This is a genomic window from Gillisella taibaishanensis (assembly GCF_001938985.1).
Lineage (GTDB): Bacteria > Pseudomonadota > Alphaproteobacteria > Rhizobiales > Rhizobiaceae > Allorhizobium > Allorhizobium taibaishanense.
On record NZ_MKIN01000015.1, the window covers coordinates 45,195 to 69,590 of the forward strand.

The 24,396-nt window shown below is 60.4% G+C and carries 28 protein-coding genes; 19 read left to right on the forward strand and 9 right to left on the reverse strand.

The window, feature by feature from the left end; translation table 11 throughout:
• Positions 1 to 17 precede the first annotated feature (17 nt).
• Both BJF91_RS00755 and BJF91_RS00760 read left to right on the forward strand, forming a co-directional pair.
• Positions 18 to 233, forward strand: a complete 216-nt coding sequence (locus tag BJF91_RS00755; protein ID WP_139310548.1) for a NepR family anti-sigma factor — start codon at positions 18 to 20, stop codon at positions 231 to 233.
• Positions 230 to 796: an RNA polymerase sigma factor gene (locus BJF91_RS00760; RefSeq protein ID WP_075612580.1), complete on the forward strand. Its 567-nt coding sequence runs from the start codon at positions 230 to 232 to the stop codon at positions 794 to 796. The genes BJF91_RS00755 and BJF91_RS00760 overlap by 4 nt, the downstream gene beginning before the upstream one ends.
• A gap of 66 nt (positions 797 to 862) precedes the next feature.
• Here the strand turns inward: BJF91_RS00760 and BJF91_RS00765 are convergent, their stop codons facing one another.
• Positions 863 to 1,291 (reverse strand): response regulator transcription factor, encoded by a 429-nt coding sequence (locus BJF91_RS00765; RefSeq protein ID WP_075612581.1) that lies wholly within the window; start codon positions 1,289 to 1,291, stop codon positions 863 to 865.
• Between the two features lie 242 nt (positions 1,292 to 1,533).
• Between BJF91_RS00765 and BJF91_RS00770 the strand changes: the two genes are divergently transcribed.
• Complete coding sequence (locus tag BJF91_RS00770; protein WP_075612582.1) at positions 1,534 to 2,307, forward strand: Crp/Fnr family transcriptional regulator; 774 nt, start codon at positions 1,534 to 1,536, stop codon at positions 2,305 to 2,307.
• A gap of 208 nt (positions 2,308 to 2,515) precedes the next feature.
• On the opposite strand, the gene BJF91_RS00775 is transcribed toward BJF91_RS00770, so the two are convergent.
• Entirely contained in the window at positions 2,516 to 2,680 is a 165-nt protein-coding gene (locus BJF91_RS00775) for a DUF1328 domain-containing protein (protein ID WP_075612583.1), read from the reverse strand.
• A 229-nt stretch (positions 2,681 to 2,909) separates the two neighbouring features.
• On the opposite strand from BJF91_RS00775, the gene exbB reads away from it, so the two are divergent.
• The 3 genes from exbB to BJF91_RS00790 are packed head-to-tail and all read left to right on the forward strand — an operon-like array spanning position 2,910 to position 5,465.
• A complete protein-coding gene (gene exbB / locus BJF91_RS00780) occupies positions 2,910 to 4,031 on the forward strand; it encodes a tonB-system energizer ExbB (protein WP_075612645.1) in 1,122 nt (373 codons plus the stop codon).
• 4 nt (positions 4,032 to 4,035) lie between these two features.
• Positions 4,036 to 4,524 (forward strand): TonB system transport protein ExbD, encoded by a 489-nt coding sequence (gene exbD, locus BJF91_RS00785; RefSeq protein ID WP_075612584.1) that lies wholly within the window; start codon positions 4,036 to 4,038, stop codon positions 4,522 to 4,524.
• A complete protein-coding gene (locus tag BJF91_RS00790; protein WP_075612585.1) occupies positions 4,521 to 5,465 on the forward strand; it encodes an energy transducer TonB in 945 nt (314 codons plus the stop codon). Before exbD ends, BJF91_RS00790 begins: the two co-directional genes overlap by 4 nt.
• 17 nt (positions 5,466 to 5,482) lie before the next feature.
• Here the strand turns inward: BJF91_RS00790 and BJF91_RS00795 are convergent, their stop codons facing one another.
• The 4 genes from BJF91_RS00795 to rocF form a co-directional block, all read right to left on the reverse strand.
• Positions 5,483 to 6,589: a glycoside hydrolase family 88/105 protein gene (locus tag BJF91_RS00795; protein ID WP_075612646.1), complete on the reverse strand. Its 1,107-nt coding sequence runs from the start codon at positions 6,587 to 6,589 to the stop codon at positions 5,483 to 5,485.
• 121 nt (positions 6,590 to 6,710) lie between these two features.
• Positions 6,711 to 6,869, reverse strand: a complete 159-nt coding sequence (locus tag BJF91_RS00800) for a YqaE/Pmp3 family membrane protein (RefSeq protein WP_075612586.1) — start codon at positions 6,867 to 6,869, stop codon at positions 6,711 to 6,713.
• 85 nt (positions 6,870 to 6,954) lie between these two features.
• A complete protein-coding gene (locus BJF91_RS00805) occupies positions 6,955 to 8,013 on the reverse strand; it encodes an ornithine cyclodeaminase (RefSeq protein WP_075612587.1) in 1,059 nt (352 codons plus the stop codon).
• Positions 8,013 to 8,945 (reverse strand): arginase, encoded by a 933-nt coding sequence (gene rocF / locus BJF91_RS00810; RefSeq protein WP_075612588.1) that lies wholly within the window; start codon positions 8,943 to 8,945, stop codon positions 8,013 to 8,015. The genes BJF91_RS00805 and rocF overlap by 1 nt, the downstream gene beginning before the upstream one ends.
• Before the next feature lie 123 nt (positions 8,946 to 9,068).
• On the opposite strand from rocF, the gene BJF91_RS00815 reads away from it, so the two are divergent.
• Together BJF91_RS00815 and BJF91_RS00820 are read left to right on the forward strand one after the other, a co-directional pair.
• A complete protein-coding gene (locus BJF91_RS00815) occupies positions 9,069 to 9,512 on the forward strand; it encodes an Lrp/AsnC family transcriptional regulator (protein ID WP_075612589.1) in 444 nt (147 codons plus the stop codon).
• A gap of 134 nt (positions 9,513 to 9,646) precedes the next feature.
• A complete protein-coding gene (locus BJF91_RS00820) occupies positions 9,647 to 10,414 on the forward strand; it encodes an SDR family NAD(P)-dependent oxidoreductase (RefSeq protein ID WP_075612590.1) in 768 nt (255 codons plus the stop codon).
• A 143-nt stretch (positions 10,415 to 10,557) separates the two neighbouring features.
• Here the strand turns inward: BJF91_RS00820 and BJF91_RS00825 are convergent, their stop codons facing one another.
• Both BJF91_RS00825 and BJF91_RS00830 read right to left on the reverse strand, forming a co-directional pair.
• Positions 10,558 to 10,989: an RbsD/FucU family protein gene (locus tag BJF91_RS00825; RefSeq protein WP_075612591.1), complete on the reverse strand. Its 432-nt coding sequence runs from the start codon at positions 10,987 to 10,989 to the stop codon at positions 10,558 to 10,560.
• Positions 10,990 to 12,219: an ROK family transcriptional regulator gene (locus tag BJF91_RS00830; protein WP_075612592.1), complete on the reverse strand. Its 1,230-nt coding sequence runs from the start codon at positions 12,217 to 12,219 to the stop codon at positions 10,990 to 10,992.
• 454 nt (positions 12,220 to 12,673) lie between these two features.
• Here BJF91_RS00830 and BJF91_RS00835 point away from each other — a divergent pair, with 454 nt between their 5' ends.
• The 10 genes from BJF91_RS00835 to BJF91_RS00880 all read left to right on the forward strand — a co-directional run bounded on the left by BJF91_RS00835 (position 12,674) and on the right by BJF91_RS00880 (position 21,725).
• Complete coding sequence (locus BJF91_RS00835; protein WP_075612593.1) at positions 12,674 to 13,699, forward strand: sugar ABC transporter substrate-binding protein; 1,026 nt, start codon at positions 12,674 to 12,676, stop codon at positions 13,697 to 13,699.
• A gap of 194 nt (positions 13,700 to 13,893) precedes the next feature.
• Positions 13,894 to 14,979 carry an ABC transporter permease gene (locus tag BJF91_RS00840; protein WP_075612594.1) on the forward strand — a complete coding sequence of 362 codons (1,086 nt, stop codon included), beginning with the start codon at positions 13,894 to 13,896 and terminating at the stop codon, positions 14,977 to 14,979.
• Positions 14,979 to 15,761 (forward strand): ATP-binding cassette domain-containing protein, encoded by a 783-nt coding sequence (locus BJF91_RS00845; protein WP_075612595.1) that lies wholly within the window; start codon positions 14,979 to 14,981, stop codon positions 15,759 to 15,761. Before BJF91_RS00840 ends, BJF91_RS00845 begins: the two co-directional genes overlap by 1 nt.
• Positions 15,758 to 16,393: a nucleoside triphosphate hydrolase gene (locus BJF91_RS00850; protein ID WP_075612596.1), complete on the forward strand. Its 636-nt coding sequence runs from the start codon at positions 15,758 to 15,760 to the stop codon at positions 16,391 to 16,393. The genes BJF91_RS00845 and BJF91_RS00850 overlap by 4 nt, the downstream gene beginning before the upstream one ends.
• 194 nt (positions 16,394 to 16,587) lie before the next feature.
• Positions 16,588 to 17,415, forward strand: a complete 828-nt coding sequence (locus BJF91_RS00855; protein WP_075612597.1) for a transporter substrate-binding domain-containing protein — start codon at positions 16,588 to 16,590, stop codon at positions 17,413 to 17,415.
• Positions 17,416 to 17,483: 68 nt separating this feature from the next.
• Entirely contained in the window at positions 17,484 to 18,146 is a 663-nt protein-coding gene (locus BJF91_RS00860) for an amino acid ABC transporter permease (RefSeq protein WP_075612598.1), read from the forward strand.
• Positions 18,143 to 18,811 carry an amino acid ABC transporter permease gene (locus BJF91_RS00865; protein ID WP_075612599.1) on the forward strand — a complete coding sequence of 223 codons (669 nt, stop codon included), beginning with the start codon at positions 18,143 to 18,145 and terminating at the stop codon, positions 18,809 to 18,811. Before BJF91_RS00860 ends, BJF91_RS00865 begins: the two co-directional genes overlap by 4 nt.
• On the forward strand, positions 18,808 to 19,599 hold the full coding sequence (locus BJF91_RS00870) for an amino acid ABC transporter ATP-binding protein (RefSeq protein ID WP_075612600.1): 792 nt from the start codon (positions 18,808 to 18,810) through the stop codon (positions 19,597 to 19,599). The genes BJF91_RS00865 and BJF91_RS00870 overlap by 4 nt, the downstream gene beginning before the upstream one ends.
• 18 nt (positions 19,600 to 19,617) lie before the next feature.
• Positions 19,618 to 20,358 (forward strand): histidine utilization repressor, encoded by a 741-nt coding sequence (hutC, locus tag BJF91_RS00875; protein WP_075612601.1) that lies wholly within the window; start codon positions 19,618 to 19,620, stop codon positions 20,356 to 20,358.
• Positions 20,359 to 20,375: 17 nt separating this feature from the next.
• Positions 20,376 to 21,725 (forward strand): LLM class flavin-dependent oxidoreductase, encoded by a 1,350-nt coding sequence (locus BJF91_RS00880; RefSeq protein ID WP_075612602.1) that lies wholly within the window; start codon positions 20,376 to 20,378, stop codon positions 21,723 to 21,725.
• On the opposite strand, the gene BJF91_RS00885 is transcribed toward BJF91_RS00880, so the two are convergent.
• Positions 21,722 to 23,071: a formimidoylglutamate deiminase gene (locus BJF91_RS00885; RefSeq protein ID WP_075612603.1), complete on the reverse strand. Its 1,350-nt coding sequence runs from the start codon at positions 23,069 to 23,071 to the stop codon at positions 21,722 to 21,724. The genes BJF91_RS00880 and BJF91_RS00885 overlap by 4 nt on opposite strands.
• 104 nt (positions 23,072 to 23,175) lie before the next feature.
• On the opposite strand from BJF91_RS00885, the gene hutI reads away from it, so the two are divergent.
• A complete protein-coding gene (hutI, locus tag BJF91_RS00890) occupies positions 23,176 to 24,390 on the forward strand; it encodes an imidazolonepropionase (RefSeq protein ID WP_075612604.1) in 1,215 nt (404 codons plus the stop codon).
• The last annotated feature ends 6 nt before the right edge of the window (positions 24,391 to 24,396 follow it).

A 24,396-nucleotide genomic window follows, 5' to 3' on the forward strand; every position in this document is an offset into this window, starting at 1 on the left:
CAACCGTCAGAGACATCATGAACAACCATCATAACTATCGTGACCTGAGACAGGAGGAAGCCGGGGGAGCACCGGCAGATATGCATGGCACGATCAGCAGCAAGCTGCGACAGTTCTATAATGCCGTTCAAGACGAAGGTATTCCGGACCGGTTCATGGATCTGCTTGAGCGCCTGGACGCGGCTGAAAAGGCCTCAGGAACCGTGCGTGATATGAAGGATAACGCCCGATGACAGCTGAAAAAGAGGCGGACGACCGCGGTTTCAAGAGAGACATGCTGGCAGCGCTTCCCAATCTGCGCGCCTTCGCAGTGTCGCTTGCAGGGCGCCATCATGTGGCCGACGATCTCGTGCAGGACACGATCATGAAGGCCTGGGCCAAGCAGGACCATTTTGAGCCCGGCACCAATATGAAAGCCTGGCTGTTCACCATCCTGCGCAATGAATTCTATTCACAAATGCGCAAACGCGGTCGCGAAGTGTCCGATCCAGATGGCATCTTTACGTCCCAGCTGGCCGTGCATCCGCAGCAATATGGATCTCTTGATCTGCAAGATTTCAAGAAGGCGCTGGATCAGTTGCCAAGCGATCAGCGCGAAGCAATCATCCTCGTCGGAGCATCTGGTTTTGCCTATGAAGAAGCCGCTGAAATCTGCGGATGCGCTGTCGGCACAATCAAAAGCCGGATAAACCGCGCACGCAATCGCTTGCAGGAAATTCTCGGCGTCAGCGGCGAAGGCGACTTCGGCCCTGACGCTCATGACGCGGCGGTGACCAAACGCGCATTTGCGGTATAAGATATCTCTATAAATTAAATTCGTCGCCGCCGAGATCAGCTTTCGGCGGCGTCTTTGTTTGAGCGATCAGCCACCATGTCCGTGCCGGTTGCCGGTATCGCCCCCATCTACGCCATCACTCACTGCAGCCTGCGGGTCGCGATTGGCCGCCGCAAAGACGGCAGCAAGCAGCCTCTGTTCGTCAAACGGCTTCATCAGCGACGCAAAACTTGGCTCGGCCTGCGATAATCCTGGCACTTCGTCGAAGGAAGTCAAAAAGACGGCGCCGGCACCGTTCTGACGAATGAGATCGAACTGGGCGCGGTTATGTCGGGGAATGATGGTTGCATCGGTCAGGACCACATCATACCGCTCTTCAAGCAGCTTTGAGGACATGTCGCGGGGAAGACAGACCGTAATAGTGCAGCCGGCAGCCTCAGTCAGCAGGACTTCAATTTCTAGAGCGATCAGGGCCTGCTTTTCGGCGACCAGAACGTGCAGAGGCTTGTCAGTCATTGATTAACCTTTTTGCTAAAAGCCCTTATCGACGCTAGGCTCGCCGGGGTCATTTAAAAAAGACATGTTCCGCATGCGACATGCAGGAACAAATGCGTCTTCCGGCCCTTTATCGTCTCGAATGCGATCGGGAAGAGCGAAGACCGGCTTTCCCGGGAGATCGACGACAACAAAAGAGCCGGGAAATCGTTCAGTCTTCTGGGATCGAGCATATTTCGGGAAAAACATAAAAAGGGGTCGCAATGCCGGAGGAACGGGCAGGACAGAGTGAACGGCTAAAGAATGGAATCCATACAGCCTGTCTGGTTTGCCCCATCCGTCTCAACGATCACTTTCGCGAGTTCAGCCCTGGCGAACTGGAATTCGTCAGAAGCTTTCGCAAGGGCGAGTTTCACGCCGATGCCGGCACCACCATTCTCGTCGAAGGCAGCCACAGCGCCCATCTCTATACAGTGCTGACCGGTTGGGGTTTTCGCTATAAGATCCTCGAGGATGGTCGCCGCCAGATCCTCAATTACGTCGTTCCCGGTGATATGATCGGTCTACAGGGAGCCGTCTTCGATGAGATGGCTCATTCCGTGGAAGCGCTGACCCCGATGCGGCTCTGCGTCTTCGAGCGCGACAGGTTGTTATCGCTGTTCGAAAAGCACCCCGGCCTCGGCTACGACCTTACCTGGATCGCGTCACGCGAAGAAAGCATGCTGGACGATCACCTGATCAGTATCGGACGGCGAACAGCCTTGGAACGGGCCGCTTATCTCCTGGCCTTCCTTGATGATCGCGGCCGGGTCTCTGGCCTGACAGGCGAAGACAAGGCCTATCTTCCGATCACCCAAGCCCACGTTGCCGACACGCTTGGCCTGTCGATCGTGCATACCAACAAGACCCTGAAGAAGCTGGTCTCGCGCGGCTTAATCCGCTGGCTTGATCGCGGCTGCGAAATTCTCGACAATTTCGGGCTTCAGGAAGCGGCAAACTGGAAGCCGGACGGTATCACCCGTCGCCCGTTTATCTGACCCACAATTTCCTCAAAACAAAGAAAAGGCCAAAGCCCACCCTGGAGAAACCAGTGGACTTTGGCCTAGCCCGTCGCACGGGCGACGCATAGAACCTAAGAGGGATCGCTTCCGGCCCTATGCGGTAGATGTCGGTCGAACATCGCGTTTCCTTGCCGCCCAGCCCGCATCGGGGCAGTGAGCGGCAAGGAGCCCGCGACCAGAGGCCTTAGGCGACAATGACGATACCGCTGATAAGCGCGATGATGAAAATCACCAGCACGATGAAAATCAGAATCTTCGCCACCCCGGCAGAGGCACCAGCGACACCCCGGAAGCCAAGAAGGCTCGCAACGGCGGCGATCAGCAGAAAAATCAAGATCCAGTGCAGCATGTTAGGCTCCTTATCAAAAATATCAGAAGCAGAACGGTAAGCGGCTGAAAAGGTTCCTGCATCGCCACGCTGGTCGACAAATGCCAGCCGCAGAATGCAACCCTGGAAAATGCGGCGCTGGCGATATTATACTTGAAATAAGTACTCAAGTTTAATATCGAGAACGGGTTAAGGCATGCTGGCACGTCAGCCAGCGCCTGCAATTGATTTCGATCTGGAAGGTTGTTTCATGGCCCATTCTGGCTCCTCTCCGCTTGCCCGCGCGAGTAAGATCCTGGCTCTCGGCTCGAGCCTGTTGCTCGGCGCAGTGGTCTTATCCACAAACGCCCAAGAGGCGCAGCCGGCCTCAAGCGCGACCAGCGAGCAGGTCCAAAGCCAACCGGCAACCACGCCGCCAGCCGCGAATGAAACATCCCCTTCTCCGGCAACTGGGAGCGGACAGACAGCACCACAGCAGAAGACCGAGCGCCCGCAGACGCCGCCAACATCCGCTGCGATGGACAGCGCCACGAGCCAGTCGGCGCCGATTGCAACCGGTATTGCTCCCTCCGCATCTGCTCCCCCTCCGGCCCCCGCCTCGGCCCCAGCGGCTGCCGCCAGCGCAGCGAACCATGCCGGACAGCGCAGCGACATCCCGCATGATCTGTCGCCGGTCGGCATGTTCATGGCCGCCGATTGGGTGGTGAAATCGGTGATGATCGCGCTTGGTCTTGCCTCCGTCGCAACCTGGACCATCCTTCTGGCAAAGACCATGCAGCTTGCCGGTGGCAAGATCCGGCTGCGGCGTGGCCTCGCCATCCTGCAGGAAGCGCGTTCGCTGTCACAGGCCGCAGGCGGGCTGCAAGGCGGCCGCGGTACTGTATCCGTCATGCTGGCGGCAGCTGCGCGTGAGCTGAAGCTGTCGGAATCTGCGCTCGATTATGCCGGTAATGACGGCGTGAAGGAGCGTGTCGGCTCGGCGCTGTCGCGCATCGAGGTCGCCGCCGGACGCCGGATGACCTCAGGTACCGGCATCCTCGCCACGATCGGCTCCATCGGGCCTTTCGTCGGCTTGTTCGGCACCGTCTGGGGCATCATGAATTCCTTCATCGGCATTTCCCAATCGCAGACCACCAATCTTGCAGTCGTCGCCCCCGGCATTGCCGAGGCGCTGCTGGCCACTGCCGTCGGGTTGGTCGCCGCCATTCCTGCCGTCGTGATCTACAACGTCTTTGCCCGTGCCGTGACCGGCTACCGCCAGCAGCTCGTCGATGCCGCAGCGGCGGTGGAGCGGCTGGTCAGCCGTGACCTGGACTTCCGCAAGGTGCCGGCCGATGTGCGGGCTGCTCGACTGAAAGTGGTGACGGAGTAAACCCATGGCAGGCGGAATTCGCGATCATTCCGGCGATGATCTGGTGGAAAACCACGAGATCAACGTCACCCCCTTCATCGACGTCATGTTGGTCCTGCTGATCATTTTCATGGTGGCGGCACCGTTAGCCACCGTCGATGTCAATGTCGATCTCCCGGCCTCCAGCGCCGCACCGGCCAAGCGGCCGGACGAGCCCGTCTATCTGACACTGAAACAGGATCTGACGCTTGCGATTGGCAATGATACTGTCGGCCGTGACGCCCTGCCAGCGATGCTGGACCAGATCTCCAAGGGCAACAAGGATACCCGCATCTTCCTGAGGGCCGACAAGACGGTTGGCTATGGCGAGTTCATGACCGTCATGAACCTGCTGCGCGACGCCGGCTACCTGAAGATCGCGCTGGTGGGTGTGGAAACGCTACCGCAACCGCCAGGCAGCACGTCAAACGGCACATCAGGCGCATCGCCGGCTGAGGATACCAACGGGCAATGAGCAAGAGAACAGACCTGACGGGACGACGTCGCTCGTCGCTCGACTGGCTGCTCTGGTGCACGGCCGGAACCTTGGCTTTTGCCGCCCATGCCGGCGCCGTCGTGCTGATGCTGCAGCAGCCGGAAGAGCCGCCCGCCGGCAGCGCGCCGCCTGCGGCCGTCATGATAGAGCTGGCACCGGAGCCGGAAGCAGCCAAGGTCGAGGAAACCCAGATAGCGCCCGATCAGAAGGATGCCGAGGAGGTGAAATCGGAAACGGCGGAAAAGCCGCCGGAGCCGGTCGAGCCACCGCCGGAACCCCAACCGCCACAGCCGCAGCCTGACCCGCAACCACAAGAGCCGACTCCGCCTGAAAAGGTTGAGGAACCACCACCTGTGCCTGAGATGGCAGAGGTTCAACCCGGGCCGCCGCCGGTAGAGGAGCCGAAGCCTGTCGAAGAGCAGGTGACCAAGGAACTCGACAATGTCGAAGTGCCGCTGCCCCTGACCCGCCCGGTGCAAAGGCCCGTCGAGACCAGGGAGGCCCCGACCAAGAAGAAGCCGGCAAAGGTCGCGCCACAGAGCCCTGCTCAAAAGGCCCAGCGCGAGGCGAAGGCTGAGGTGACCCAATCGGATCGCACCGCGGCATCGACAACCAGTTCCGGTCTTTTTTCATCCACAGCGACGCCGCAAAAATGGCAGTCGCGCCTCCAGGCTTATCTGGAACGACGCAAGCGCTATCCGAGTGAATCGCGCGCCAACAAGGAGGAAGGCACGGTTTCCATCCGCTTCCAGATCGACGACAGCGGCAATGTCCTGTCGGCCTCGATTTCGAGGTCCTCGGGCTTTGCCAATCTCGACCAGGCGGCCTTGGACGCGATCCGCCGCTCCTCGCCCGTGCCGGCCCCGCCGCCGGGTGTCAACAAGACGATCAACGTGCCCATCCGCTTTGATCTGAGATAAAACGAGGCTCTATCGGTTCAGGCGGGCAAACTGCCCGCCGTCAAAAGCAGGCGCTCGGCTTCGGCCATCATCAACGGGCCAACGCCCTTGATGTCATCTGGGTTCAGGGCTTCCGAGAGATAATAGGACGGCGTGCCGTCGCGATAGACCCCGCCGAAGCCGCCAAGGCCGGCTACGCAGCAGATATCCTGCAACAGGATACGGCCACCCGCATCAGGCCGCATCGCATGATCCCGAAGGCTCTGCAGCGCGGCAAGCCCAACGGTGGCATCTGCTCCGGAAATCCTGAGGCGCGCCGCCTTCAGAAAAGCATAGGCAAACATCGCCGTAGCAGAGCTTTCGGGATAGTTGCCCGGCAGATCCTGCTGGTCGATCACCTGCAGCCAGCGTCCGTCATTGGTGCGAAGTGCGGCAAGGCGCGCAAGCAGGGCCGATAGCTTTTCGGCCAGCCTGTCGCGACCGCTGCCCAACGGCACATGCTCGAAAAGGTCAATCATCGCCATGGCCAGCCAGCCTATGGCCCTTGCCCAATGGGCAGGCGAAAGCCCAGTTTGCGGATCGGCCCAATCCTGTAGCCGCTCTTCATCATAGCCATGCCGATAAAGCCCGCTGACTGCATCTGCGGTGAGATCGAGGGTGACCAGCAATTCTTCGAGCGCATCCGCGACCATCTCAGGCGCATCGACAAAAAGGCCGTACTCGGCCTTGAACCCGAGCCCCATATAAAGTCCGTCCAGCCAAACCTGATGCGGATAGCGCAGCTTATGCCAATAGGGTCCAGCGGCAAGGCGCGGATGGCTTTGCAACTGCCGCGCCAGACGGTCGGCGGCGATGCGATAGCGCTTATCGCCGCCCTGCCGCAGCAGGAAAAGCAGCGCCCGCCCGGGCAGGATATTGTCGATATTGTATTCGGTTAGCACATAGTCCTGCATCCGCCCTGCTTCATCCACCTGCGCATCGACGAGACGCTTCAGATGCGCGGCCCATCGCGGATCGCCGGTCGCTACATCCAACGCCATCAACCCGGCATAGAGGCAGCCATCCTCATAGCACCAGCTACCGCCCTTGTAGGGCTGGTAATCGCGGGCATAGGCATCGAAATAAACAAGCAGATCAATAGTCATGGCAGGGCTCCCAGGCGGCACGTCACCCGTTTCCTCCCGGCGGCGTGCAGGGGCAAAGTCATCCGCCCTGCCGCCATTGTCAATCGTCTTGCCGAACGCTGTCACACGGTCTGGGCATTCTTTACTTGCGCAGGATCACCCAGATCGCATGAATAATGCCCGGCAAATAGCCGCACAAGGTGAGAAGAATATTCAGCCAGAATTGCAACCCCAGGCCGACTTGAAGAAAAACGCCAACCGGCGGCAGGACGATTGCCAGCAAAATACGAATGATATCCATGAAAGATCCTTTCTCGTGTTCACATATCTCTCCAGAAATGGGGATCACGACAAAAGGATCCATAGAATGGATCATGAAATTTTCGTTAGACGCTGCCGACAGTCTTGCTGCGCAGGAGCATGCCATAGAGATCACGCGGCTCGTCTGGATCGGCCAGCAGATCGAGTTCCGCATAAAGGCCAGTCTCGGTCAGCTTCGCGCGCACATAGCGCAGCGCCGAAAAATCCTCGATGGCAAAGCCGACGGAATCAAACAGGGTGATCTGGCGCGAATCGCTGCGGCCCAAGGCGCGGCCCGTCATCACCTCCCAGAGCTCCGTCACCGGATGATCCGCTGGCATCTGCTGGATTTCGCCCTCGATCCGGGTCTGCGGCGGATATTCGACGAAAATGTCAGAACGGCTGAGAATGTCGCGGTGCAGCTCGGTCTTGCCGGGGCAGTCGCCACCAACAGCGTTGATATGGACGCCGGGGCCAACCATGTTGTCGGTGAGGATCGTTGCACATTGCTTGTCGGCGGTGACTGTCGTGATGATATCGGCACCCTCGACCGCCTCCTGCGACGAGGTGCAGAGCGTGACGTCTAGACCGCTGCCGGCCAGATTGCGGCGGCATTTCTCACTGGCGCTACGGTCGATGTCGTAAAGCCTCAAATGGGTAACGCCGCATAGCGCCTTGAAGGCGAGCGCCTGAAATTCCGCCTGCGCGCCGTTGCCGATCACCGCCATCGTGTGGGAATCGGGCCGGGCCAAATATTTGGCCGCCAGTGCCGAAGTCGCGGCGGTGCGAAGCGCCGTCAGAATAGTCATTTCCGAGAGCAGCATCGGATAACCATTACCCACATCAGACAGCACGCCGAAAGCGGTCACGGTCTGACGCCCCTGCCGCATGTTTTTCGGATGACCGTTGACATATTTGAAGCCATAGAGCGTGCCGTCGCTGGTCGGCATCAACTCGATCACGCCATCGCTGGAATGCGAAGCAATGCGCGGCGACTTGTCGAAGATCTCCCATCGGCGGAAATCCTCCTCGATGGTGGCGGCGAGCTCGATAAGAAAACTCTCGACCCCCACCCGCCAAACCAGCTTCATCATGTGATCGACGCTGACGAAGGGGACGATATTCAGATTGGCGATCGCAGTCATCATGTACTCCCGGCAAAATCGCGCGTGGGGCGGTCCATGACCTGCCGTCCCATCAGGCTGGCGGTCAGGTCGGCCATCAGGATGGCCGTACGACCCCGCTCGTCGAGGAAAGGATTGAGTTCGACCAGATCGAGGCTGGTAACGAGGCCGCTGTCATGCAGCATTTCCATCACAAGATGCGCCTCGCGAAAGGTAGCGCCACCGGGCACCGTGGTGCCAACGGCCGGCGCGATCATCGGATCGAGAAAATCGACATCGAAGCTGACGTGCAGCAAACCGTTTGCCGCGCGGACCTTGTCGATAAAGCTGCGCAACAGCACCGCCACCCCGTGCTCGTCGATCATCCGCATGTCATGCACTGTCATCTCGGTGCGCTTCAGCGCCGCCCGCTCAGCCGGATCGACGCTGCGGATGCCGATCATTGCCATGTGGGCGGGATCGACGGCCTTGGCGAGATCAGGAAAATAGCCGGAAAAACCGGGCTGGCCGGTGAAATAGGCGACAGGCGTGCCGTGCAGGTTGCCGCTCTCAGTGCTGTCGAGCGTATGGAAATCGGTATGGGCGTCGAGCCATAGTACGAACAGCGGGCGCCCCTGTTCCACCGCCCGCCGCGCCAAGCCCGGCACCGTGCCGGCCGATAGCGCATGGTCGCCACCAAGAAAGATCGGCATGGCCGCCGCACTTTCGAGATAAGAAACTTCCGAAAGCGCTTCGATCCAGGCGACCGTCTCCGGCAGGTGATGCACGGCCGGATTGGGATGCGTGAGGGCTTTGAACGGCGCTGGCGCGATATTGCCGAGATCGGTCACGCGATGACCAAGCTCTTCCAGCATCGGGGCGAGGCCCGCGATGCGCAGCGCGCTCGGGCCCATCTCACAACCCAGCCTGCCTGCCCCGATCTGCAGGGGAACTCCGATCAACGTCACGTCCATGTGCGTCTCCTGTTCTAGAATATAGTCAACCACCTGATACCGGCGATTTGAACGATATAGATTGGCAATTTTATCGATATGGCTTACCGTTATGGCAGTTTTATTGCTCAAAATGGAAAATCAGTGGACGATCTTGACGAAAAGCTGATCACGCTGCTGCGCCATAATGGCCGGCGCAGCATTTCCGACCTGGCGCTGGAAGCCCGCGCCTCGCGCGCCACGGTCAGGGCCCGGCTGGAGCGGCTGGAACGCGACGGCACCATTCTGGGCTATACCGTCATCCTGCGGGCCGACACTGTTGACCTCGGCGTGCGTGGCATCATGATGATCGAGATCGAGGGCCATGTCACCGACAAGGTGATCCGCGCCCTGAGCGGCTTTCCCGAAATTTCCGCCATTCACTCCACCAACGGTCGTTGGGACCTGATCGTCGAGCTCGGCGCTGCAACGCTGACCGACTTCGACGGCGTGCTGCGCCGCGTGCGGCTGGTGCCTGGCATCACCAACAGCGAAACCAGTCTGATCCTCTCGACACCGCGCTCCACTCGGGCGAGGCTGTCGCCGTGAGTGCGGGCATCACTCCAGCGGCCTACGCCGCTGTAGCACTTTAATCTGCTGCATGATTTTTACCTTAACTCGATCCAGACCCAAGGTGGAAATTATGCAGTAATGACAACGCAGAAAACCAAAAAAGGGGAACCATGACAGATCGATTGAAGGGAAAAATTGCCATCATTTCCGGTGGTGCAACCGGCATGGGCGGCGCGGCTTCGCGCCTGTTTGCTGCTGAAGGCGCTAGCGTCGCCATCATCGACCGCAACGGCACCGAAGCCGAAAAGACGGTCGCGGACATCCGGGCGGCTGGCGGCATAGCCGATTTCTGGGTGGCTGACGTCTCTGAAGAAGCCGCCGTGCAGAGCGCCGTCAAAGGCGTTGAGGACCGGTTTGGCCCCGTCACCGTGCTGTTCAACCATGCCGGCACGATCGTCATCAAGCCATTTCTCGAAACCACGCTTGAGGAATGGGACTGGCTTCACGCGGTCAATGTCCGCTCGATGTTTCTGATGACGCGGGCGGTGCTGCCGGGCATGATCGCCGCGGGCGGCGGATCGATCGTCTGCACCTCATCAATCTCGGCAGTGGCGGCAACGCCGATGGAAGTGCTCTATGATACGACCAAGGGCGCGGTGCATATGTTCGCCCGTGCGATCGGCATCGAATTCCGTGATCGCAACATTCGCTGCAACGCTGTCTGCCCCGGCTTCATCCGCACCCCGCATGGCCTTAAGGAAGTGGCGGAACTACAGGCGCTCGGGGTCGATGTCTCCGATGCCGCCATCGCAGCTCAGCAAGGCCGGATCGGCGAGCCTGAAGACGTGGCCCGCGCCGCACTCTATCTCGCCAGCGATGAATCCCGCTTCGTCAACGGTGTGCACCTCTTCGTCGATAACGGCTTTACCGCCATCTGACATCGGCCCTTTTGGGGCATGGGCTCCAAAAGGAAGAGGCCGTGCGAGCATGCCCGCACGGCCTCTTTCGGCGCAGCCCCTTGATGCGAGGCCGCCGCCATTTGCAGCTGCAGGTCCACCATTGCAGCTGCCACAACCAAGGGTCACTTAGGGTATATCACGCCTTTCTTAAGAATGACATTGGCATAAAGCCGTGGTTCACTGGTTTGCACAACTGTATGTGCGGCCTTGACCCGAGGATAAAAATCCGGCCCCAGCAGCGGCACGACCGGCTGCTTCGGCTCATGGGCAGCGCAGCAGGCAATGATTTCCTCATGCACCGGATCAAGCGCATCGCGGTCCTTGCCGACAGTGGAGCGGAAAATTGCTTCCGGCACGAAATCGTCGATTGGCAGAACGGACAGGATGGCATCCAGAACAGGGATGAGGCCTACCCCATCGAGACGCACCAAGCGGCGCGCATGTTCGAGCCCCGGATAATTGCCATCGACAATGGCAATTTCATCGCCATGCCCCATGGCGCGCAGCGTCGACAGCAATTCGGGATTAAGGATGGGGTTGAGACCCTTCAACATTTACGCAAGCTCCTTGAACAACACATTCTGATCCAAAAGATAGCGGGAAAACAGCGGTAGGCTGGCACCGCCAACCGAACGCGCCTGATGCCCCACTACCCCTTCGACGATTTCGGGCATCAGCACGCCCTGCAGGTCGAGGTCGCCGCAAGCGTCGCGGATCGCCTCGACCAGCCTGTGGCGCACCCATTCGGGAAAGCCGCCATCGATGACGGCGGCGGAAAAATCGATGATCGAGGCGGCGGCCACGATGGCCTGAGCCAGCGCTGCGGCAGTGTCGCGGATCCAGATCTCCAGCGGCTCGCCATAGTCCACCCAGTCACTGGGCGAATACCACAGGGACTGGCTATCCTGTCCATAGTCGCGCAGCAGGTTTTCCAATACGAAGATCGAGGCGACCTTCAGCAATTGCACCGTCTTGCCGTCGCGCCTTTGCACCGGCAGCGGGCCGACGGCACCCGCCGTCCCGGTGCGCCCGGAAAACAGCGAGGAATTGAGCACGATGCCGCCGCCAACGAAGGAGCCGAGAAAGAAATAGACGAAATCGGGATAATGCGGCCCCACCCCGAACACCAGTTCGGCAGCGCAGGCGCTGGTGGCATCGTTCTGGATGAAAACCGGATAGGCGATCCGGGCAGCAACATCGCCTTTCAGGTCGGTCTCGCGCCAGACATCCATTTCCTCGGCCGGCGCGCCGGTTTCCTCGGCCCAACTCCAGAGCTCGAACGGTGCGGCTATGCCGACGCCAGCAATGCGCGAACGCTCTGCCACTGACAACCGGCCTTCTATATCGGAAATACCGTCGACGATGAAATCCAGCAGCAGGCCGGGCATCGGATAAGGATAGGTGCGGCGCACCTCGTGACGGATCGTGCCGACGAAATCCATCAGCACCAGATTGGCGCTACGCCGGCCAATCTTGACGCCAAAGGAATAGACCGCATCAGGATTGAGCCGCATCGGCACCGAGGGTTGACCAACCCGACCGCGCACGGGCTCACCGCGCACCAGAAGCTTTTCACGCTCCAGAACCCGCATGATGACCGTGACCGTCTGTGCGGAAAGGCCGCTGCGCCGTGCTATTTCCGCTTTGGACAAGCTGCCATGCCGGCGCACGAGCGACATTACCAGCCGCTCATTATAGGCGCGCACGCCAACCTGGTTGGCACCGCCGCTCGTCTCGAGGGCAGCGGACGGCATGGCCGACCCCGCATTCGTTCCCTCAGTCATCGACCATCCTCCCAGCCCGTCCGCCCTCGCGCCATTCCGCTGGACCTGAACGGGAATTTCGGAAGCCACTCTCCCCCATCACACGTGAGGGGTTAGCCGCCATCTCATTGTTTTTCTTCACCCGCCAGGATGATGGATCATCCATTTATCCGGCGAAGCGTCACGGGCGCAAACCAGACTTCGATCCGTGGCAGACCCAACAAGCCCGCCATTTTCGCCGTTGAATATCAGCACCACAGCACCGCGATACAGGCCCTCCTGCCCGTTCACGATGGCGCCAAGCATGCCACAGCGAATTAATAATTCAACTCGATTTATTTATTGACAGGGTAGTAGATTAGTGTTTTCTTTGTCCCCGGAAGCATGGGGGGCCAACACGGGAGAGGTGATGGACCATGCGAACCGGACAGCCCCTTAAGCGGGCTCGTTCATCTTTGTCCTTGGGAGGATCCATATGAAGTCCAATTTGATCGGCGCCACGCTTGGCGCCCTGGCTCTTGGCGTTGTCTTTTCGTCCGGCGCACATGCCGCTGACGTGTCAGCTTGCCTGATCACCAAAACCGATACCAATCCCTTCTTCGTCAAGATGAAGGAAGGCGCGACCGCCAAGGCCAAGGAACTGGGCGTTACGCTGAAGTCCTATGCCGGCAAGATCGACGGCGACAGCGAAAGCCAGGTTGCAGCGATTGAAACCTGCATCGCCGACGGCGCAAAGGGTATCCTGCTGACCGCTTCCGACACCAAGGGCATCGTTCCTGCCGTCAAGGAAGCACGTGATGCCGGCCTTCTGGTTATCGCCCTCGACACCCCGCTCGATCCGGTCAACGCCGCCGACGCGACCTTCGCTACAGACAACCTGCTTGCAGGCAAGCTGATCGGCCAGTGGGCTGCAGCAACGCTCGGTGACAAGGCCAAGGACGCCAAGGTTGCCTTCCTCGACCTGACGCCTGCTCAGCCTTCCGTCGACGTCATGCGCGACCAGGGCTTCATGATCGGCTTCGGCATCGACCCGAAGGACCCGACCAAGATCGGCGACGAAAGCGATCCGCGCATCGTTGGCCATGACATCACCAACGGCAATGAAGAAGGCGGCCGTACGGCCATGGAAAACCTTCTCCAGAAGAACCCGAACATCAACGTCGTTCACACGATCAACGAACCGGCTGCTGCTGGTGCTTACGAAGCCCTCAAGGCTGTCGGCAAGCAGAAGGACGTGCTGATCGTGTCGGTTGACGGCGGTTGCCCTGGTGTGAAGAACGTCAAGGAAGGCGTTATCGGCGCCACCTCGCAGCAGTATCCGCTGATGATGGCCGCTCTCGGCATCGAAGCGATCAAGAAGTTCGCCGACACAGGCGCCAAGCCGCAGCCGACCGCTGGCAAGGACTTCTTCGACACCGGCGTTTCGCTGGTCACCGACAAGCCGGCCAAGGGCGTTCCGTCGATCGACGTCGCCGAAGGCATGAAGAAGTGCTGGGGCTGATAAGCACCTGACATTGCATAACGGAAGGGCGGCTCAGGCCGCCCTTCTGGTAAGCGCTTTCCGCAACCGAGGGTACGGAAGAGTAAGCGCAGGTTGAATAATGAAAATCTACAATGCCGCAGGCCTCCGTCGGCAATTGGTGCTACGGAAGAGCCCGGCCCTCACCTCTAAAGAGGTCTACGGGAGGAAAACCGATGAGCGAGCCCACGAAAGCCGCCACCAAACCTCATCTTGAATATGAAAACGTGCTGTCTGGTAGCGCGACCGCCGTTGCGCAGTTCGACACCAATGACAAGACGCCGCTGCAGAAATTCCAGCATTTTCTGCATTCCAGCCCGGCAGCTGTTCCGCTGATCGTGCTGGTCCTGTCGCTGATCGCATTCGGGGTGATTCTGGGCGGAAAATTCTTCTCGCCATTCGCCCTGACGCTGATCCTGCAGCAGGTAGCAATCACGGGCATTATCGGCGCGGCGCAGACCTTGGTCATCCTGACCGCCGGCATTGATCTTTCGGTCGGTGCCATCATGGTTCTTTCGTCCGTCGTCATGGGCCAGTTTGCTGTTCACTACGGCGTCCCAGGTCCGCTTGCCGTGCTCTGCGGCTTTGCGGTAGGCGGCATTTGCGGCTTCATCAACGGCATCCTCGTCGCCCGCATCAAGCTGCCGCCCTTCATCGTGACACTTGGCATGTGGCAGATCGTACTGGCGTCGAACTTCCTTTACTCGGCCAATGAAACCATTCGTTCGCAAGACCTGGTTACCAGCGCACCGATCCTGCAACTCTTTGGCGAAAATATTCGCGTCGGCGGCGCAGTGCTTACCTATGGCGTTATCGCGCTCGCCGTGCTGGTTGCCGTCCTCTGGTATGTCTTGAACAACACTGCTTGGGGCCGTCATCTATACGCGGTCGGCGACGATCCGGCTGCTGCCGAATTGTCGGGCGTCAACGTCAAGCGCATGCTGATCTCGGTCTATACGCTGTCTGGCCTGATCTGCGCGCTTGGTGGCTGGGCGATGATAGGCCGTATCGGTTCGGTTTCTCCGACCGCCGGCCAGTTTGCCAATATCGAATCGATCACCGCCGTGGTGATTGGCGGCATGTCGCTTTTCGGCGGCCGTGGCTCCATCCTCGGCATGATGTTCGGCGCTCTTATCGTCGGCGTCTTCCAGCTCGGCCTGCGCATGGCCGGCACCGACCCGCAGTGGACTTATATGTTGATCGGCGTGCTGATCATCGCTGCTGTGGCAATCGACCAATGGATCAGAAAGGTAGCAGGCTAATGGCTCAGGACCCTATTCTCACCGCCCGTGGCCTCGTGAAGCGCTATGGCCGCGTCACCGCTCTCGACCGTGCCGATTTCGACCTCTATCCCGGCGAAATCCTCGCCGTGATCGGCGACAATGGCGCGGGCAAGTCCTCGCTGATCAAGGCGATTTCCGGTGCTGTTACGCCTGACGAAGGCGAGATCAAGCTGGAAGGCCAGCAGATCAACTTCCGCTCGCCAATCGACGCGCGCAAGGCCGGCATCGAAACCGTCTATCAGAACCTGGCTTTGTCGCCGGCCCTGTCGATTGCCGATAACATGTTCCTGGGTCGCGAAATCCGGAAGCCAGGCATCATGGGCAGCGTCTTCCGCGCTCTCGACAAGCCGGCGATGGAAAAATTTGCCCGCGACAAGCTGTCGGAACTCGGCCTGATGACCATCCAGAACATCAACCAGGCGGTTGAAACCCTGTCTGGCGGTCAGCGTCAGGGCGTTGCCGTGGCCCGTGCCGCCGCCTTCGGCTCGAAAGTGGTGATCCTCGACGAGCCGACGGCAGCGCTCGGCGTCAAGGAAAGCCGTCGCGTGCTGGAACTGATCCAGGACGTGCGCTCACGCGGCATGCCGATCGTGCTGATCTCGCACAATATGCCGCATGTGTTCGAAGTGGCCGACCGCATCCATATCCACCGGCTCGGTCGTCGCCTCTGCGTGATTAATCCGAAGGATTACACCATGTCGGATGCAGTTGCCTTCATGACCGGCGCCAAGGAGGCCCCGGCGGAAGTGATGGCCGCATGACGGTCTCCGTCGCTTCGCTCACCGATGACGTTATCCGGCTGGCCCAAGGGGCCAGCCGTTTCATGCTGGCTGTCGCCGGCCCACCCGGCGCCGGCAAGTCCACCTTGTCCGAAGCACTTCGCGCCGCGCTGATCGCCAAAGGCGAAAGCGCCGAAATCCTTCCGATGGATGGATTTCATATGGACAACGGCATTCTTGAAGAGCGCGGCCTGCTGAAACGCAAGGGCGCTCCTGAGACCTTCGACGTGCGCGGCTTTCTCGATATCGTTACCGCCGTAAGGCGCGCTGATGAGGAAGTGCTGGTTCCGGTCTTCGACCGCTCGCGCGAGCTTGCGATCGCCTCGGCCCGACCGATTTCGCCCGAAACGCGCTTCATCCTGGTCGAAGGTAATTATCTGCTTCTGGACCGCACGCCCTGGACAAGACTCGCGAGCAGTTTTGACCTCACGCTGTTTGTGGGTCCGCCACTCGATGTCCTTGAACAGCGCCTTCGGGAGCGCTGGGTCCATTACGGTCTGGATGAAGCCGGCATCGCCTGGAAATTGAACGGCAACGACCTGCCCAACGGCAGGTTGGTGATCGAAGCTTCGCGACCAGCAGACATCACCGTCGACATCATTGATCTGGCGTAATCGCGCGCAAGCCGCCGCTTTTTCCTCGACATATCGGAGGTGCGTGCTTATAAAATAAGCATGCACTTTTGATGCACAATAGCATTGACAGTCGCCCCCTTCCCCGCTCTATTTGTATAGTCAAAAGCCGATCAACGGCGAAGGGGAAATCCGCCTGAGAAAACTCGGCGGAACGGGCAACTGGAGAAATCGCGATGCAGAAAAGACTGTTCCTGAAGGCAGCGCTTGGGGCCGCCATGCTGTTTGGCGCGAGCCTTTCGGCCCATGCCGAAGACGCCCTGGCCAAAATCAAGGCCGGCGGCACCTTGAAGGTCGGCACCGAGACCGCGTTTGCGCCTTTCGATTTCATCGATGCCGGTGATCATGTTGGTCTCAACGTCGACTTGTTCGATGAAATCGGCAAAGAACTGGGCGTGAAGATCGAATGGGTCACCCTGCCCTGGGATGGCGTTTTGCCCGGTCTTGAAGCTGGTAAGTTCGATATCGTCGCCGGTCCCGCCACCATCACCAAGGCTCGCATGGAGCGCTACCGCTTCACGGCGCCGATTGCCGAAGCGACCGTTGCCATCCTGAAAAAGGCCGGCGACAAGACCATTACCAAGCCGGAAGATCTGGCCGGCAAGGCCGTCGGCGTCGGCAAGGCGACAGCACAGCTCGCCCAGCTGCAGGAATTTTCGGCAACGCTGCCGAAGAAGATCGATGTGCGTGAATACGTCTCCTTCAACGACGCCTATGCCGATATGGCGGCCGGCCGCGTTGTGGCCGTCGCCAATTCGCTGCCGAACATCGCCTTCGTTGCCAAGCAGCGCAACGGCGCCTTCGAAGTGGTGCTGCCGCCCTTCGGCAAGAAGAGCTATTTCGGCTTTATCGGCACCAAGGACGCCGATCACGCCAGCCTGATCGATGCCGTCGACGCTGCCCTGATCAAGATGAAAGGCGATGGCCGCATGGCAAAGCTCCAGGAAAAATGGTTCGGCACCAAGTTCGATACGCCTGACAGCGTCAAGGATCCCGCATTTTGATAGGAATGTCGGAGGAAGGCGCGGCTCAGCGCCTTCCTTTTCCGATTACAGGGCGGACATAGCGGCCGATGTCATTCAAACTCTTCTTTCTGCTGGTCAAGGCCGCCGGATGGACGCTCGGCATCAGCCTCGTGTCGATTGCCGCGGGCCTTGCGCTTGCCGTGTTGCTCTGCGCGGCCATGCTGTCGGGCAAAGCGCTGTTCACGGTACCCACGCGGCTGTTCGTCAGCTTCTTTCGCGGCGTGCCGCTCCTCGTCCAATTGCTGCTGATCTATAATCTCCTGCCTTTCATCGGTATCAACGTGCCAAGCGTGGTCGCCGCCATTATCGGCCTCTCGCTCTGCACCGCCGCCTACCAGGCGGAAAACCTGCGCGGTGGCTTTGAGAGCGTTGCGCCCGGTCTTGTCGAGGCAGCGGATATGGCCGGCTTCTCCGCCCGCCAGACCTTCTTGCGCATCAAGCTGCCGATTGCGCTCCGCCTGACCTTTCCCGCGCTCGTCAACGAGGCGATCATGATCCTCAAATCCTCGTCGCTGGTGTCGGTCGTCGGTATTGTCGAGCTGACACGCATGTCGCAGGATCTCGCTTCCTCCACCTATTTGCCGATTCCGCTATTTGCCAGTGCCGGTTTGATCTACCTGGTGATCTGCTGGACCATGGCGCTGATCGGCCGTTTCAGCGAGCGCCGCCTGCCAGGAGCCTTGCCCGCAGGGTCGGGAGCCAGCCGATGATCTTCGATCCCAAAGTCATCCTCGACCATCTGCCCGAAATCGCGTCCGGCGCGCTGACCACGCTGTGGATCTGGATCGTCGGCATGCTGCTTGGCGCAGCCCTCGGCTTTCTTGTCGCCACCGGCCGCCGCTATGGCGGCAGGCTCCTCGACCTGCCACTCGGTCTTGCCGTCGAAGTGCTGCGCGGCACGCCGTTTCTGATCCAGATCTTTCTGGTCTATTATGGCGGGCCCTATGTCGGCCTGTCGCTCGACCCGATCCCCTGCGGGCTGATCGGCCTGACCATCTATGCCGCTGCCTATTGCTCGGAAATTTTCCGCGCCGGCTTTGCCGCCGTGCCGCATGGGCATGTGGAGGCGGCCGAATGCCTTGGGCTTTCACGCTTTCAGATTGTTCGCCGTATCCTGCTGCCGGAGATGGCGCTGATCGTACTGCCGCCTTTCGTCAATCTGGCGGTGATCCTGCTAAAGGAATCCGCCGTCCTGTCTATTATCACGGTGCCGGAATTGACGGCGACCGTCAGTGCTATTGGCTCGCAGCAATATGCCTTCCTGGAGGCAATCTTCGTGCTCGCCGTCATCTACTGGGTCATCGTCGAGGCCGCCGCCTGGACAGGCCGGATGGCCGAGACCCGCCTGAACAAACTGAGGTTCGCCGCGCCATGACGCTACCCGCCATTTCTGTTAGCCGGCTCGTCAAGCGCTTCGGCACCGCCACCGTCCTGCAGGACATCAATCTGCAAGTACCGGAAGGCAAGGTCTCCTGCCTGATCGGCCCGTCAGGCTCCGGCAAAAGCACGCTGCTGCGCTGCATGGCCTTTCTGGAAGAAGCCAGCGAAGGCATGATAACAGTCAATGGCGAGGCACTCGGCTTTTTCGAAAAGCCGGATGGCCAGCGCGAGCGCCTGCCCGCAGCCCAGATCCGCTCCGTGCGCTCCAAGATCGGCATGGTGTTCCAGCAGTTCAATCTCTGGCCGCACATGACCGCACTCGGCAATGTCTCGGAAGCACTGAAGACGGTGCACAAGCTGCCAAAGCGCGAGGCCGAGGACCAGGCCATGGCACAATTGAAGAAAGTCGGGTTGGAAAACCGCGCCGGGCACTATCCTTCGCAACTGTCAGGCGGCCAGCAGCAGCGTGTCGCGATTGCCCGGGCGCTGGCGCTGCAGCCGAAAATCATGCTGTTCGACGAACCGACCTCGGCGCTCGATCCGGAACTGACCGGCGAAGTGCTGAACGTCATGCGCGATCTCGCAGCCGAAGGCATGACCATGGTCGTCGTCTCCCATGAGATCGGCTTTGCCGCGACCGTTGGCAACGAAATCAGCTTTCTCGATCAGGGCAAGCTGTTGTTTACCGGTACCCCGACGGAGATCTTCGCCAAGCCCCGCCATCCGCGCCTCGAGCAATTCCTCGATACCTATCTGGATCGCGGCGCCTCGATGCTGGCATGATGTGACGGATCAGCCCCGATGACATCAGCGACACAAGCATCGAAATCGCTGCACCAGCGCATTCTCGAGGATATCGAGGACAATATCCTGTCGGGCCGCTGGCCGCCCGGCCACAAGATCCCATCCGAGCAGGTGCTGGCAGAGGACTATGGCTGCTCGCGCATGACCGTGAACAAGGTGGTGACCCAGCTTGCCCGCGCGGGCCTGGTGCTGCGCCGGCGCAAGACCGGCAGCATCGTCATGCCGCAGAATTCGCAAAGCGCCATTCTTGAAATCTACGACATCAGAGACGAGGTCGAGGCGCTGGATCTGGCCTATCGCCATGATATCCTGGCGCGCACGGCAAGAGCGGCCAGCAAGACGGAACTGTCAGCGCTCGGACTGCCGCCGCGCCGCAAGCTGCTGGCCGTCACCTGCCTGCATTATGCCGGCGACAGGCCTTTTTGCCTTGAGGAGCGGTTGATCAACCTCTCCATCGTGCCCGAGGCGGCTGAGGCCGATTTCGCCGATCTCGCCCCCGGGCCTTGGCTGCTCGACCATGTGCCATGGAATGCCGCCGAACACAGGATCGCTGCCGAGGCCGCCAGCCCCACGGCAGCCAATCTGCTGCATATCGCCCCTGAGGTGCCGGTTCTTGTTGTCGAGCGCCAGACATGGCGTCTGGACGAAACCGTGACCCAGGTGCGGCTCACCTATCCCGGCGGCCAGCACGCGCTGACGGCTCGCTTCACCCCATCGCAACGGCCCAACGCCGCCTGATCGAAGAGAAAAAGACCATGGCCCGCCAGGACAAATTGAAACTCGGAACCTTCGTCTACACCTTCGGCTTCAACCCCGCCGCCTGGCGCCATCCGGAGGCGGATGTGCATGGTGCCAACAAGATCGACCATCTGCTGAACGTGGCGAAGATCTCGGAAGCTGCGAAATTCGATTTCATGTTCCTGGCGGATTCGCCCGCCGCTGCCGTCGGCGATGCCGATGCGCTGGCGCGCTCACCGACCAAGATGAACCGTTTCGAGCCGCTGTCGCTGATTTCGGCGCTGTCGGTGCTCACTGAAAAGCTCGGCTTTGTCGCCACCGCCTCCACCAGCTATTACGAGCCCTACAACATCGCCCGGATCTTCGCCTCGATCGATCATTTGAGCGGCGGCCGGGCCTGCTGGAATGTTGTGACATCAGACCATGATGAGACCGGCTATAACTATGGTTTCGAGGGCCTGCCGCCGCACGCGGAGCGCTACGAGCGAGGTTCGGAATTCGTCGATGTCGTCTTCGGCCTCTGGGACAGTTTCGAGCCGGATGCGCTGGTGCTCGACAAGGAAAACGGCCTTTACCACGACAAAACCAAGCTGCACACGCTCGATCACAAGGGCAAGCATTTCAAGGTGCGCGGACCGCTCAACATCGCCGCCTCACCGCAGGGCCGTCCGGTCATTGCCCAGGCCGGCGGCTCGGAAGCCGGCATGGAACTCGCCGCCCGCACTGCCGAGATCGTGTTCAGCCTCGCCTCCAATCTGGAGCGCAACAAGGCCTTTGCCGAGAACATCAAAGGCCGCATGGTCAAATATGGCCGCTCCACAAGTGACCTGAAACTCATGCCCGGCCTTGTCGTCAATGTCGGGGAGACAAAGGCAGAGGCCCAGGCCAAGGTAGACTTCCTGATCGACAATCTGCATCCGGATGTCGGCCGCTGGATGCTTGGCGAGTTTCTCGAAGCTGATCTATCCGGCGTCGCGCTCGACAAACCCTTCCCGCTCGACCGGCTGCCGAGCGAGCCGAAGGGCTCGAAGGCCATGTTCGAATGGCTGCGCGATTTCATCTTGGAAGGCCATACGGTCGGCGAGCTGATCCGCTTCTACGCCGAAAAGAGCACCGGCAACGGTATCACCGGCACGCCAGGCGAAATCGCCGATTTCATGGAGGAGTGGTTCGAAGCAGGTGCCGCCGACGGCTTCATTCTGATGCTGCCGACCCTGCCGGCCAGCCTCAACGACTTCGTCCGACTGGTGCTGCCGGAACTGCGCCGCCGCGGATTGTTCCGCGACGAATACGAGGGCAAAACCTTGCGGGAGAATTTGGGGCTGTCGATGCCGGCCAATCGGTATGTGGCCGCGCAGAAAGGCTAAAACGCCGCCATCACGTCCCGCATGGCGGCTGCAAAGCGCGCGCCGATCCGCTCGCGCGCCTTGTGCCTGCCAACTTCGACCTGCTTAACGCCAGCCACCCAAACGCAATCCACCGCGGCACCGTTGCCAAAGATGAAGCCATCAAGCACTTGTTCGCCGGCATAGCCAAGGTCGTGACGCGGCTTGAGGCTCACCAGATCTGCCGGCTTGCCGGCTCCAAGCCCGCTGTCATGCATCAAGGCCACCGCCCCGCCGGCCGCCGCTTCGTCAAACAGACGCCGCCCCGTCGAGCCGCCAGGTGCTGCAATGACATTGCGGGCGCCGTGGGCCAGACGCTGCGAATATTCCAGCTGGCGCAATTCATCGCCAAGGCCAATCAGCACATTGGAATCGGACCCGATCCCGAAACGGCCACCTGCCTCCAGGAATGTGCTGGCATTGAAGGTACCATCGCCGAGATTGGCTTCGGTAACAGGGCAAAGGCCGGCAATCGCACCGCTTTTGGCCATCCGCACCGTCTCGTCATCGGTCATGTGGGTGGCGTGGATCAGACACCAGCGGGAAGAGAGGGCCGCATTGTCGAGCAGCCATTGCACGGGACGTTTGCCCGACCAGACAATGCAATCCTCCACTTCCTTCACCTGTTCGGCGACATGGATATGGACGGGTCCATCGAACGTGAGCTGCTGCAGAGCAGCCAACTCCTCTGGCGTCACGGCGCGCAGGCTATGAGGGGCGATGCCAACAACGGCACCCGGCAGGCTTGACGCCACCTTTTGGGCGCCTTCGAGCAGGGCCGAAAAGCCATCGAGATCGTTGATGAACCGTCGCTGCCCCTCATTGGGCGCTAGGCCGCCGAAGCCTGAATGAGCATAGAATACCGGCAGCAGCGTCAGGCCGATGCCGATCTCATCCGCGGCACCGGTAATGCGCTCGGCCATTTCCGCCCGGTTGGCATAGGGCCGGCCGTCGCGGTCGTGATGCAGATAATGAAACTCTCCGACCCGGCCAAAGCCAGCTTCCAACATTTCCACATAGAGCTGGGCGGCAATCGCCTGCATCTGATCCGGGCTCATGGTCAGCGCGAAACGATACATCACCGTGCGCCAGCTCCAAAAACTATCGCTATCAGGTCCACGTAATTCAGCGAGACCCGCCATGCCGCGCTGGAAGGCGTGGCTGTGCAGGTTGGCCATGGCTGGCAGCAGCATGTCATGAAGTTCGTCGCCCGCTTCAGGCGCAGCACCGGTCTCGACTGCCTCGATCGTCCGTCCCGAGAGGGTCAACCGCACGTCGCGGACAAAGCCCTCAGACAGCAGCGCCTGCTTCGCGTAGAGAACCGTCATCGCCTTCCCCTTTTTTCATCTTGCCTGCATCTCATTAAGTATATACATAATAGGAAAATCGGTCGGGAGCAATGCCGCCCCGACCGGATAATAAGGGATGCAGCATGGCGAACAGGGACCGCATTTTCACCCATGCGCGGCTGGCGACGCTTGATCCGCGCCTACAGGGATTTGGCCTCATCGAAGACGGCGCCATTCTGGTGCGCGGCGAGCGTATCGCCTATGTCGGCCCTCTGGCCGATATTCCCGCAGTCGACCGTCACGCTGCCGAAGCCTTCGATTGCGAAGGTCGCTGGATCACCCCGGGCCTGATCGATTGCCACACCCATCTCGTCCATGCCGGCAACCGCGCCCATGAATTCGAATTGCGATTGGCGGGCGCCAGCTATGAAGAGATCGCCCGCGCCGGAGGCGGCATCGTCTCCTCGGTCACCCAAGTTCGCGCAGCAACGGAGGACGATCTGCTGCGCCAAACCCTGCCGCGTCTAGATGCGTTGATTGCCGAGGGAGTCACCACGATTGAGGTCAAGTCCGGCTACGGCCTGACGGTCGAAGACGAGCTGAAAATGTTGCGCGCCGCCCGCCAGCTTGCCGAAGCGCGCGCCGTTTCCGTCACCACCACCTATCTCGGCGCCCATGCCACACCGGCGGATTACAAAGGTCGCAATGGCGATTTCCTGCGCGACATCGTGCTTCCTGGCTTACATAAGGCGCGTGAGGAAGGCCTCGTCGATGCTGTTGACGGCTTCTGTGAAGGCATCGCCTTTTCGCCTACCGAAATCCGCCAGGTTTTCGAGGCCGCAAGAGCACTTGGCCTGCCGGTCAAACTGCATGCGGACCAGTTGTCCAATCTCTCGGGCGCAGCCCTTGCCGCCGAATTCGGGGCACTGTCGGCCGATCATCTGGAATATACCGACGCTGCTGGCGCCGAGGCGATGGCCAAGGCCGGCACCGTTGCCGTGCTTTTGCCCGGTGCGTTCTATTTCATTCGCGAGACGAAGAAGCCGCCTGTCGATCTCTTTCGCGAAGCCGGCACCAAGATCGCGCTGGCGACCGACAACAACCCCGGCACCTCGCCGCTCACCTCGCTGCTCTTGACCTTGAACATGGGCGCCACCCTGTTTGGCTTGACGGTAGAAGAGTGCCTGGCGGGCGTGACCCGGGAGGCCGCACGCGCGCTTGGCCGCCTCTCTGACATCGGCACGCTGGAACCCGGAAAATACGCCGATTTCGCGATCTGGGACATCGAGAGACCGGCCGAACTCGTCTACCGCTTGGGCTTCAATCCGCTCTATCGGCGAGTCTATCGCGGCAACTAAAGCATC